Here is a 12354-nt window from a genome sequence, read left to right as displayed (position 1 = left end):
TCATTCCCCTGAAAAGACGGCCACGAGCCGCACGTAGGGCGCGCCTGCGGCTTGCAGGCGCTCGATCCACTCCCGATGGTTCCTGCGCGCCCGCTCGATGGAGCGCTCCTCGTCGCGCAGCTTGCGCTCGAGCAGCACCGGCACGCGCTCCTGCCTGGCCTCGTAGCGCGCCCGCCGCTCGGCCAGCGCCGCGAGCGAGCGAGCGTGCCACTCGGTCACGCGCCGCTCCTCGGCCCGCAGCTTCTTCAGGAGGCCCTTCATCGCGTCCTTGCGCTGCTCGGCCACCACCTCACGCGCGCGGCGGATCACCGGCTCGACCAGGGCCTGGAGCGCGGTGAGGCGCGCCGACCGCTTGCCCGGGTTCACCAGGTCGCCCGCGAGCCCCACGCGCGCGGCGAGCTCCGCGAACGGGATGGGCGCAGCGCCGAGGTTGGCCCCGCGGCTCTCGAGCGCGAACCAGCCCGCGTACACCGGCTGCGACTCGGTGTTGTAGAGCAGCGCGCTCAGCAGGAAGAACGCCGACCCCTTGGGCACGGCGGGGGCGCGCAGCACCGGCGCCTCGAGCCGCGCATACGAGGCCGCCAGCGCGTCGAGCAGCCACTCGACGAGCGGGTGCTGCTCCCAGAGCAGGTGCCACTCGGGCCAGCTCCCGTCGCCCTCGAGCGCGCTACGCAGGCGCCGCGCTACCTCGTCGCGGCTCTGCACGAGCTGGTAGGTGCCGTTGTCAGGCAATGCCTCCGCCGGCAAGAACGGCTCCCGGTAGGTACGAAACGGCTCCGGCGCGGCGATCTTGAGGGTGCGGTGGGCGTCGTTCGCTTCCCACTCGAGCGGCGCCTCGCCGACGGCCGGGTGCTTCTCGAGGTGGCGCAGCGCCGCCACCAGGAAGCTGTAATCGTCCGCGAACAGGGTCGGATCGGCCGCGACGAGCTGCTCGATGGGCGGCGCCTTGGCCTCGGCCGCCTCGTGCGCCGCGAGCAGCGCCACGAGGTCGATGGCGGGCCGCTCTGGCTCCTCGGCGGCGGCCCCCCCGGGACGCGCAGCGCCAGGCACTGCGAGGGAGCCGGTCGGCGCGGCGGCCGGAGCGGCGGTGGAGCCGACGGCGCCAGGGTCTGCCTCGATCCCTGCCTCTCTTCGCTCGATCTCGGCGACCAGGGCGAGCAGGTCGACGGGACCGGTGCCGGGCTCCTCCGGCGCAGACTCCTGGACGGTGGTCGTGGCGCCGCGGTCATCCGTCTCGTCGTCGTCCGCCTCGTCGGCGGCCGCGATCTGGGCCTCGGCGCGACCCACGGCGAGCGGCGCGTCCGGCAAGAGCTCGTTCACGTCGCGGCCGGCGGCGACGCCCTCGGTCAGGTACCGCTCCTCCGCTTCGGGATCGTACAGGCCGAGCTGCGCGCCCACATCGCCGAGCTGCCGCGTCGCGGTCTGCTCCTTCTCGACAAGGCGCCTCATGACGTGCTGATCGGCCGTCACCTTACGGGTACGGGTCATGAGGTAATGGAGGTGGGGCGTGTGCTTCTGCCCGAAGCGGTCGATCCGGCCGTTGCGCTGCGTGAGGCGGATGAGCGACCACGGCATGTCGAAGTGGAAGAGCTGCGCGCAGTGATAGTGCAGGTTCACGCCCTCGCTCGCCGCGTCGGAGGCGAGCAGCAGCCGCATCGGGCTGCTTTCCCGCCCGAACGACTCCTGGAGGTTGCGCAGCTCGGTCTCGGTGCGCTGCGAGGACGCGTCGTAGCGGCCCACCACCTGGTCGGGGTCGGCGATGCCGAACGCGCGCGGCAACGCGCTCTGGAGGCGCTTGAGGGTGGTGATGCGCTCGGAGAAGATCACGACGCGCGGCGAGTCGGGCTTACCGGTGAAGCCGACGGCGCGCAGCTCCGAGAGCAAGCGCCCGAGCTTGGAGAACGCGGCCTCGGTGCAGGCAGCGGCGACCTTGGTGCGCACGGCGCGAAGCGCTTCCAGGTCGGCCCGCAGGACAGCCGCGTACGGGTGGGGCCCCGCCGCGCCTCCCGCGAGCGCGCCCTCGGTGTTCTTGATGCGCTCGTCGAGGGTCTCGAGGGCGGCGTCGGGGCTTGAAAGAAACGCCTTCACGAGCGCCCAGCGCAGCAGGTGATCCACCCCGTGGCGCTTGCGCCCCAGGTTGTGGAGGGTGAGCGCGTGCAGCGCGGCGAGCGCGGCCTCTTCGGCGGCGCTGGCGTCCGCCTGGTGCAGGTGGATCTCGCGATCCCGGAGCGAGGCGCCGGCCTGGCTCTCGACGTCTTTCTTGAAGCGGCGCACGTAGAGGTGGCGGACGTCGGCCTCGACGAACTGCCGGTCGTCGGCCACGGCCGTCGGATCGAGCATGCGCATGAGGTTGGCGAAGCTCTCGGGCTTGCCGTTGTGGGGCGTCGCGCTCGTGAGCACCAGGGCGTCGCACCGCGTGGCGAGCAGGCGCGCGAGCTGCTCGCGCTGACTGCCACGGTTCGAGACGTTGTGGCACTCGTCGACGACGATCACGTCCCACGGGATCTCTTCGAGCCAGGCGCGGTAACGCGCGTTGTTCTTGAGGGTATCGACCGAGAGGATGCAGCGATCGAAGTGCGAGAACGGATTGCGATTCGAGGGGATCTTCTGCTGGACGCGGGCGAGCCCATCCGAGTCGAGGCGGACGAGCGGAATCGTGAAGCGCGCCCACAGCTCGCGCTGGAGCTGCGCGAGCATGCTCTTGATGGCCACGACGAGAATGCGCCGGGCGCGCCCGCGCTTGATGAGCTCGGAGAGCAGCAAGCCAACCTCGACCGTCTTGCCGAGACCGGTACCGTCGGCGATGAGCAGCCGCGGACGGAGGGAGGAGAGGGCCTTCTGCGCTGGAAAGAGCTGGTAGGCCATCACGTCGAGCGCGCCCCGGTGGCCCACGTGCACCCGGGCGTCGGTGGGCGGCGTGCGGCGCAGCAGCGTCTCCAGGAACAGCCGCGTGCGGCGGTAGCCAGGCGAGTCGTCGGTGACGAGCTGGGTTTGCTCGGGGTTCAGGACATCAATCGTGTCGAGCTCGCTGAGGAAGACAGCCTTGTGATGGCGGACGAGATCGCTCAGGCCCTGCACGTGGATCGCGACCCCGCCTTGGGGTATCGCCAGGCTCCGCTCGACCATCCACTCTTCGCCACGCACCTTCACCCGCGAGCCCGGCGGGTACTCTCCGACCACCGTCATCCTGAGATCTCCAGATCCGCGCGTCCGATGCGGCGCGCGACCACGTTGAACACCGCCACGTCGTCATCCAGCCCCAGGAGCCCCTCCTGATCCGGGAGCACGTCATCCCTAGTGACAAAGTACCGCGCCGCCCCCACCACGAGCGGCCTCGCTTCCGCAGCCAGGCTTCCGAGCTGCTCCAGCAGGTCGTCAAGCCGGCGAGCGAGCTCTTCAGCGAGGTCGATAGGCAACAACTCGTTCCGGCGCGACGCCTGGAGGAGCTCGCCGAGGTGTTGCCGCACCGCGTCCCGCAGCGTCGCGAGCTCCTCGGGGCTCACGGTGCCGCAGAGCCCCTCGAACACCTTTTTCTCGCGCAATGAAAGCGGTCGCATCCGTGTGGCCCCTCCGCGCTTCGTGGCTGCGTCACCCGTCGCCTCGAAGATGAAGAGGACCTAGGCTACAGCGGGTGCGTGGGCAGAGGGAAGGCTTCAGGAGGAGCGTACGCTCTCCACCTACAGGCGAGCATCACAGCTCCGCATCCGGGCGGCAAGGCCCCCCGAGAACGGTGGCGAGATCGGGTGCCAGCCGCCCAGCGTCCGGGTCAGCTTCGTCGACGTCTCGTGGAGAGGCGATCATAGAACTTGGCGATGCCAGCGTGATCGCTGTAACCTGGCAGGTTTGCCTTGTTCTGCGGGCCCGCGGACGGTCGCGGACATCGAGCTCCTCGCTCGCGTGGCCAGCAACCTCGGTCGTCTGTGCCTGTGCACGCCAGGAGCCGCAAGACAACGTCCGAGCGCAAGCATCGCCCGCGAGCGCAGCGCGTCGAGCGGCGCCGTGGCAGATCGTCCGTTGATGGCGGCGCGCCTGGAGCTGCACGACGGCCATCCGATACGTCGGGGTCCCTCGATCCCGAGATCGCACCGCCAACAGGCGGGTGGTGCGGGTCCGGCCGGGCGCGGACCGTCGTCAGCACCAGCTTTTGGGCGGCACTGGCACTACAGTCATCCTCTTGTGCCCGCATTCGTGTCGCCGTCGGGGTACTCGAAGACTCGACAAACCTGTGACGTACTCAGGCTCTGCCCCGGCGGGAACTCGACATCGGCGAGGGTCCCGCGGCGACGATGCTCGTCAAGGACCAGCTTCAAAAGCTTTCCCATGACCAGCCTCGGGACATGCTTTCGATTCAGTCCGCGTTGGCGATACCAATCAACAGGATTCTTGGAGGATTTCTGACTGTTGCAGGACGCGCACGACAAGACCATATTGTCGAAGGTGTCTGGACCACCGCGCGCACGCGGTATGATGTGCTCCCACTGGAGAGCTCCGGTCTTCCCGCAGTATGCGCACTCCTGCCCCACAGCAACGACGAGCTGATTCTCGCGGAGAACAGAGCTCGGAGAAATTTTGCCAGCTACCAGTTTCCTGAAAATCATTGCTACGAATGACCAGTATTCGCTCCCCGCTCGCGCCGCAGGCTCATACCTCGCTCGCTGTTCCACAGCCGCATCAGCGATGAGCTTCGCGTACTCGAACAAGATGACCTCCAGGACATTTTTGCACTTGATTGCCATGGCTCTTCTACACAAGCCCTATGGGTCCCGCTGTGTGACGTCCATCCCAGGTTACCGAGTATATCAGGCACTGATATCGCCTGACCACCGGGATTTGCTGGTGCGGCCGCTCCACGAGCCCACCCCTTGTCTATAGTTGCCATCGTGAATCCACGTCCCCCCCGCCCAACGCCCTGGCGGTCACCCGAGGGGCGCCGTGCCCAGTGGAGCGACGCTCGGCGCACCGTCGGGTGCAGCGCCTTGATGGGCTGGCTCCGCAACGTTGCCGCGACGCACCGCTGTACTGACCTCCTCGAAGCTGAACGCGATCAACTCCTTCATTGCAGTTACAAACGCGCTCGGCGGTTGCGTGAGAGGAATCCGGCTCACGAGCCTCCCTGGCCCACGCTGCCATCTTGGATACCATTCCACGCGAGAAGGAGCGCCTGTCTTGTGCGCAAGGCCTTCCACGACACCCGCAAACGAAACGCACGCAGGCGACTCCAGGTGCAGTTCAACCCCGATGGAGTCCGCGCATTGCACGAATTCGTAGTGCATACCCGCCGGCCATCCGGACGGGCGAATCTGACGGTAGTTGTGGGCCCGCCCCACGGCTGCGAACCCTGCAACCGCGCTGGCGTTATATGCGCTAACGACCGCCGCGAGTTCGTCGGACATCTTCTTTCCGAGCATGTTCGCAGGTCCGGAGCCACGTCCGCCCGAGCGCACGACGTGCTGAGGAATGAGCACGTAATGCCCATCAACATCCCGGTATCGAGAGACAGTGACCAGCCCGATGTCGAGACTCGACCGCGACGCTAGGAATCGCACAATCCGCTCAAGCTCTGCGGGCACTTCATCAACGAGAATAAGGTACCGCGCGAGTCCAGCTCGAAGGTTCGACCCGACGGCTCGCCACAGCTTTTCGAAGTCGTCGTCGGAGGCCCCAACCAGCGACCTGAGCGCAGCATCGAGGGCTCCGCCGACGAGCCCATCGAGCTCATCGACCGTGAACGAGGTCAGAGCCGACACATAGTCGACGACTTGCCCGACAACTTCGCGACGCGATTGGGCATTCCGGGCGAGCTTCGCTTCGACAACGACAGGCAGCCCCTCCGCGTTCACCAGCAGGATATCGAGCACTCCGGCATCCGGGAGGCTGACTTGCTGGCGGACGAGCGCAAGCCCGGGTTCTTCCGGCATCGACAGAAGATTGGGAAATGACGTGACAGCATCCTCGAGTTGCTTTTCAAGCAAAAACGGCTCCGCTTCGAGTTCTACGGGCCCCGACGGTTCGATACGTACGACGGTCATGTGCTTCTCCCTGGTGTGCTCCCCATATCCTGAACGTCAGCTCGGCTGAACGGCTCGGGCTTCTGCCGCGCGTGGGCGCGCTGTGCGCACCCACGCGCGGCCAGCAAGCCCTGCTTAGGCCTCGCTACGACCCCAGGCCGGCGTGCATCGCAATCTCCGGCAACGCTGGAGCCAGCCGCGCGAACACCCTCCGGCTCTCTTCGACGATCTCGTCGAGATCCCTTTCTTCCTGGAGCACAATGCGGGCCAGCGGAACGTTTCCCGCGCCAAACCAGGTGGTGTCTCCCTGCACGTACTCGACACCAGCTCGGTCGAGTGCAGCCCTGAAGGAGCGGACACGCGCAGCCCCTCCTGCCAGGTACACGTAAGGACAGACCCAGACCGAGCCCTCCGGGTCCGTCGCGACACCGGCTCCAATACACAGCTTCAACCGCTTCTTGCCCAACAGGACGTAAGCCCATGAACTCCAGTATTTCGACGCATCCTTCGGCGTGGCCTGCGATCCGATCGCCACTTTGTTGCCCAGAATCTCCAGCGCTTCGTCTCGGCACTGCGTCACCAGCGCACCCGCCTGCTGCCCCGCGAGGGCAAAGACTTCACGCCACTTCTGCCAGTCCACCTCCGCGATCCCTTCGGGCTTGCGGTCCAACTCTCCGAGCGCGTCGTTGTCGAGCGGGTGGCGCGTATAGAAGGCAAGTGCGGGCGGAACTGGACGTGTCATCTTCATTCCCCCAGAGCAGCTTCGAGGTAGGGGAGCAGCCTGGCCTGAACCGCCCGGCTCGGCGGGACCAGGATGCGTTCGCCAAGGACTCCCTGCAGGATCGTAGCGAGATAGAGGCGCAGCATCTCGGTCCACGCGCTCGTCTCCGTCTCACGCGCCAGGACGCGCCGCCATGCGACCGCCAACTCCCGGTAGCTCATGAGCTTCCAGGGCTCCGCGCGGTCCGCCGCGTCCGGTTCGTCTCCGCGAGGCGTGAGGTAGACCAGCATCACCTCGGAATCGTCGAAGGCTTGCTCGGCGTACTCACGATACGCATCGAGCTGCCCCTCATGGTCGCGGGCGTCGATCTTGTTCTCGATGACGACCACCAGCCGCTTCTCGGGCAACGGAACGGAGATCACCAGGTCCGGATAGACGAACCGCGGCTTCGGGCCGACCCGCCACTCCGGGTCGATCTCGATCGTCGCCTCCGCGAGCGAGGCTGCTGGCACCTCGAGCTCGGCACCGCCTCCCCGCACGACCCCGAGCAACGCGCGGAGCAGCTTTGCGGCGAGCGCTCCAGAAGCCGACCGGTCGAGCAACGCTCTCAGCATCCGCGTGTGGCTCCGCTCGTCGCGCTCCTTACCGAGCGGGCCCAGCAACGTCACGGACAGCGCCCCAGGCTCGCGGGCGAGATCGAGGCGCGCATGGAGGTCACGGAACTTCGCTGCGCCCACGAATGCGCGACCGATGAAGGCTTCCCATTGTGCCTCGAGGGCAGCGATGTTGAAGCGCTCGCGATCGAGCTCCTGCTCCCAGACGCGGAGCATGTCGTCATGGAGCCGCGCGAAGCGCGCCGCGGGGGGCTCGCCAGCGAGCACCATGGCGTGAACGGCGCACGCGTCGGCGATGGCGTGCTTCCAGCGATCGGGGGCCTGAACGTCACGATGGGACCACATGGATCTCCTCCCGTCCACGGCAAAACTCTTGAGCGGGCCGACGAACTCGACGAGGCTCCACACGTCGCCCTCGCACGAGCCCTCAGCGTCGATCCAGGCGCCGCACTGCGCGCGCTCGGTATAAACGAGGCGCCGAGACCCGCCACGTCGAGCTCTGGGATGAGCTTCTGCCCGTTCATTGTCCTTCTCCATCGAGAACGACCGATGGATCGAGCCGCGCCGCAGCTCGTCAGGCAGAGCCTAGTTCACCACAGAGACATCCACGCTTGCATTGATCACATAGGACGTTCCGCCATTACCCGAAATCCTCAGGGGGAACTGGCCCGGGCCGACGAGCTGCACAGGCGGCGAACGCCCGGGAGCGATCTTGCCACTTCCGAGCGCATCCGCATAGGATCCCTCAGCCGTGCATTCGAGCGCTCCTCCCGGCGCATCCATGAGGTCGATCGTTCTGTTGAGGCTGTAGGTCTGCCCGCCGTTCACACGATCCCCCGCCAGGAGGTATACCGGTTCACTGCCGTAGGCATTGCTCATGCGACACCTCGCCGACAGGTTCCACGGCGTTGAAAACCAGGTGCCGTCGTCGACGACGCGTACGTCCTCAAAGCGCACCGTGATGCGCAGCGCGGCGTCGAACGGAATGGGCGATGTCGTCCGAGACCACCTGCCGGGAATTGCGCGATACTCCACGAAGATGGGGCTAGGCGCCGTTGCGGTATCGTAAGCGCTCAGGATGGCTTGCGGTCCGCGCGCGAAAATCGCTGTCGGTGTCCTTGGACGGAGCCCTGCTCCGACGAAGTGCAACCTCAGCCCGCTCGATGCGGCAAACGCGTCTACGTCGCCCTCGAAGGTCGCCATACGAGCGCTCACCCCTGTGTTGAACTGTCGCCGATCGCCCTCGAAGACCGCTTCGTAGGAATAGCCCCAGTAGACCTTCGCGATGTAGAACGCTGCCTCGATCGGCGGGTCCTCCATCTCGGACGTATCATCGATCGAGGAGACGTGAACGACCTGGAAGGCCCGGTAGGTACCATATCGATTCTCGGAGGCGTACCCGATGGACGTGTCGACGATCGACCATGCGGCGAGGTTAGCCTCCAGCTGGGCGGTGTCCCGCATGGTGACGACGTCGTGCGATACGTAGCTCTGCGGCAGCCGCGCTATCGCAGCATTCTCGAAGAGAGTTCGCCCGATGATGCCTTGTAGCGGACGAAAATGTGCATCGACGGGCGCGCCCAGGGCGCGATCATCGATTCCGCGAGGCGCCGTCGCGGTGATCGGCGCAACTGGCATCGTGCGTGGAGCGCGTGCGCGGCCCGCGCACGCGGTGAGGATCAAAGACGTAGCCACCATCAGCAGCGTGACGACATGTCGCAGCGCGAGGAGCCCCATACTGAGAGCGTACCAAACGCTCGGGCGGAGCTGCCAGTACCATCGCAGGAGTGACGGCGCTCCGCTCGCGTCCCGGGGGCCAGGTAGGATACGCACCTGAGAGGCTGGCGGCGAACGTGTCGGGCCCGGCGCCACGGTCTGCGGAGCGGCCGCGGCGCGCGATCGCGCTCGCGTCGTACATGGCGTCGGAGCAGGCTCTCCTTTAGCTCGGATCCCCAGGATTGGGTGTGGGTCGGCGTGGGTGCCGCGATCGTCCTCGGCTTCCGGCGCTGTCGCTGACGAGATAGGTCGGCTGTACCTCGCAGGGCTCGATGCCCGCGTGCGGCGAAGCCAGGCGGGGAGCAGCCGCGGGGTCGTGGTGGCGAACGCGTCGCGACGGCGGTCGAGCGCCTCGGCGTCGGGGAGCAGAGCCGCCAGGGACACGCGCGCGATCCGGCTCTCGTCGGTCCGCTCGCGACCGAGCCGCGCCGCCACCTCGCGCGCAGTCGTCACGCGCGCCTGCCCGTCGAGCGCGCGCGCCGCGGCGGCGAGCACGACTCCGCCGGCGTGCTCCTCGCGGGCAGCCTCGAGCGCCCAGCCGAGCACGACGGCACGCTCGGCGTCGGGCAGCTCGCGCGCCAGCCGGATCAAGGCGGCGGCGCGCTCCCCGGCGTCGGCGCTCGGCCGGCCAGCGTCGAGGGCGTCCTCGCCGATGCGCTGCGTCTCGAGGCGCGATTCGGCGGAACCCTCGCCGCCCTCGGCCCCTTCCCCTTCCTCCTCTTCGTCCTGCGCGGCGAGCGCGCGCCGCGCCTCCTCGAAGCCGAGGATCGTCCGCACGGAGCTCGTGACGAGCAGGCAGGGGACCCGCGCGGCCAGCGCCACCACGATATGGCCTCCGGCGGCGCCATCGATCAGAAGGCTCGCCGCGCAGGTCGCGGTCGCGTCCACGTCGGCAATGAACCCGGACGATCCATCCGGGCGCGTCCCCCACACGTCGAGCCACGCACTCGCGCCTGAGAACCTCGTCATCGGCGTGGCGGCGGTGACGTCGACCAGGTCGTGGACGTCAGCGGCGCTCAGCTCTCGATCTCGCCAACGTCCGCCTCGACCTCCGCGGCTGCGTCGCTGTCGGGCTCCGTGCCGAACTCTCTTCCACCACGCTTAGCATCGGCGAGCGCATCAAGCCGCGCGCGCCGTCGCAGTCTGCGGCGCCGGTTTCGCCGCAGCCGCTTGAGCTCCGGGCCCATCGCCGGTGTGCGCGAATGGCGCTCGTGTGGCTGGAGCTCTCGCGGCGGACGCTCGCCGTGGAGCATCAGCAGGCACCGCCGCTCTTGCTCGATCTGTCCTTCACCATACGCAACGAAACGGAGCGCGTAGAAGGGCACGCCGGCGGCGTCGAGCTGCTCTCCCATCGGCACCGGCAAGCGAGCAACGCGCCGGTACTGGCTGCGCCGCTGGCGTGACACCTGCGCCCGCACCTGGCTCGGCGCGAGGCTGAAGAGCACGCACCAGTGATAGGTGATGCGCTCGGGAACGATGAGCTTGGGCCCGTCGTCGTCCGTGGTCCAGATGGGGTACGGGCAGGGAGGCGGCGCGACGCCTGCGGCGCGGCGCTCGAATCGGTGGCGCGTCGCAGGCGCCGCGCGCGCCGCTGTGCGCGATGCCTCCTCGGCCATCTGACGCCGCACACGCTCGAGCTCCGCCTCCCTGCTCCGGAGCGCCGCTTCCCTGCGCCTGAGCTCCGCCTCCCGGCGCTCGAGCTCCGCTGCCCTGCGCTGCTGCTCTTCGGCACCGTCGCGGAGGGTGTCCACGAGCAGGGTCACGCCAGCCACCACGCCAGGAGCGGCGTCAGAAACGAGCGGTAGGAGCTTGTCGAGCTTCGATCCCATAGATGGAGCGTACGGCCGCGCCGGCCCGGCTTTAGGCCTCCTGTATACGATGACGTGTACAGGGGGCCTACGGGCGCCGAAGCCAGAGAAATTTCGCGATGATAGACCCGTCCATCGAGAGGAGCCGCGGACGGGTCCGGAGCGATTTTGGAGCGCTCCAGGCCAGGTGCCCCGCGAGGCGCTCTCCCCCTGACCATACGACACGCTCTCACCCGGAAGAGCGGCCCGGATTGCGTTCCCCCACCGCGCCACGCCGGCCGGCGCCGGCCGAGCGAGCGGAGCGCCCCCGCAGTGCTGGGGCTACTCGGCCGCCGCACGCGCGCTCTCGTCGGGATCCGCCGAAGTGGGTCGACTTCTTCGCGGCGCACCCGGGTAGGTTCGTCGTTGGGCTCTCGACGGGGACGCTAGACGCGGAATGGGCGCGCGCCGTCGAGGTCGGTACGTCGAGCCCGCGGGCGCGCATGCGGGCGCTGCGCGCGCTCCAGGAGGCTGGGGTGCCGACCTTCGGGATGCTCTGCCCCGTGTTCCCCGACGCGCTGCTCGCAGATGGCGGGCGATCGCTCGAGGCGCTCATCGAGCTGATCCGGCCGGAGCGCTCCGAGACGGTCTGGGCCGAGCCGTACAACGACAGATCGAACTGGCGGGCGGTGCGCGACGGGTACCCGGCCGACGCGCCCGGGCGCCGCGTGATGGAGTCGATGTTCGGCGCTCCCGCCGGCGATCGCGGCGCATGGAGCCTCTACGCGCGGAACCTGTACGAGCGGCTCCACGATGCAGCACAGCGCGGCGGCTGGCTGTCGAAGCTGCGCTACCTCCTGTACGAGGACGGCATCGACGACAAGGACGCGCCGGCGTTCCGCGGCCTCGACGGCGTCGAGCCACGCGCCGGCGGAGAGCTCCTCGCCAGCCCTCGTGTGCCCGCCCGTTTCCGCCCGAACCGTGGGCAGAGGCCGCCCGCGCCCAGCATCGTCGGCCCCGGCGAGATCCGCAAGGGGCCGCGCCCATGGCGATGGCTGGGCGCTTACGTTCCGTTGCGTAAAACCGCGAGCGATTGCGTCCCACGGCAAACGTTTGCGCGCAGCCACAAACGCCAGCCCAAGGTGACGACCGGCGCAAATGGTTTGACTGCTGTGGCCACGGTCCGCCGAGAGGCGGGGCGGCGCCGCGCCGTTTGTTGCGGCAAGGGCTTCGCTACGGCCGAGCTCGTCGACGAGCTAACGCGGCTTCCGAGCGGCGAGCTGCGGCGCACCATGGGCGGCTGATGCGCCCACGACGCGGAGCAGGCGTGGAGGCTATTCGCGCGACAGCCGCGGCAGGACAGCACCCGGCAAGCCTCCAAAACGATATCGAGGTGCTGGAGGACGCGCGGGAGATTTGGGCATGCCGGGTCGGAGCCACCGCGAACC

The 12354-nt window shown here is 68.2% G+C and carries 9 protein-coding genes; 1 reads left to right on the top strand and 8 read right to left on the bottom strand.

Translation table 11 applies throughout. From position 1 onward, the window contains the following. The 8 genes from WME96_RS16005 to WME96_RS15970 form a co-directional block, all read right to left on the bottom strand. Positions 1-3186, bottom strand: coding sequence for an SNF2-related protein (locus WME96_RS16005; RefSeq protein ID WP_437290974.1), 3186 nt, complete (start codon positions 3184-3186; stop codon positions 1-3). After that, positions 3183-3557 (bottom strand): hypothetical protein, encoded by a 375-nt coding sequence (locus WME96_RS16000; RefSeq protein ID WP_437290973.1) that lies wholly within the window; start codon positions 3555-3557, stop codon positions 3183-3185. Before WME96_RS16000 ends, WME96_RS16005 begins: the two co-directional genes overlap by 4 nt. A gap of 609 nt (positions 3558-4166) precedes the next feature. Further along, entirely contained in the window at positions 4167-4736 is a 570-nt protein-coding gene (locus WME96_RS15995) for an HNH endonuclease (protein ID WP_437290972.1), read from the bottom strand. Between the two features lie 180 nt (positions 4737-4916). Next, the gene (locus WME96_RS15990) at positions 4917-6029 is read right to left on the bottom strand and encodes a hypothetical protein (RefSeq protein ID WP_437290971.1); all 1113 of its coding nucleotides are present in this window, start codon (positions 6027-6029) and stop codon (positions 4917-4919) included. Between the two features lie 124 nt (positions 6030-6153). Next, a complete protein-coding gene (locus WME96_RS15985; RefSeq protein WP_437290970.1) occupies positions 6154-6756 on the bottom strand; it encodes a hypothetical protein in 603 nt (200 codons plus the stop codon). Further along, the gene (locus tag WME96_RS15980) at positions 6753-7559 is read right to left on the bottom strand and encodes a PD-(D/E)XK nuclease family protein (protein ID WP_437290969.1); all 807 of its coding nucleotides are present in this window, start codon (positions 7557-7559) and stop codon (positions 6753-6755) included. Before WME96_RS15980 ends, WME96_RS15985 begins: the two co-directional genes overlap by 4 nt. Positions 7560-7928: 369 nt before the next feature. Further along, the gene (locus WME96_RS15975; protein ID WP_437290968.1) at positions 7929-10007 is read right to left on the bottom strand and encodes a hypothetical protein; all 2079 of its coding nucleotides are present in this window, start codon (positions 10005-10007) and stop codon (positions 7929-7931) included. Between the two features lie 128 nt (positions 10008-10135). After that, positions 10136-10948 carry a hypothetical protein gene (locus WME96_RS15970; protein WP_437290967.1) on the bottom strand — a complete coding sequence of 271 codons (813 nt, stop codon included), beginning with the start codon at positions 10946-10948 and terminating at the stop codon, positions 10136-10138. 494 nt (positions 10949-11442) lie between these two features. Between WME96_RS15970 and WME96_RS15965 the strand changes: the two genes are divergently transcribed. Continuing rightward, positions 11443-12210 (top strand): hypothetical protein, encoded by a 768-nt coding sequence (locus tag WME96_RS15965; RefSeq protein WP_437290966.1) that lies wholly within the window; start codon positions 11443-11445, stop codon positions 12208-12210. Positions 12211-12354 lie beyond the last annotated feature (144 nt).

Origin of the sequence: Sorangium sp. So ce406, from assembly GCF_051474675.1 — a bacterium.
Lineage (GTDB): Bacteria > Myxococcota_A > Polyangia > Polyangiales > Polyangiaceae > Sorangium > Sorangium cellulosum_G.
This window is presented reverse-complemented; position numbering and strand designations above follow the sequence as displayed.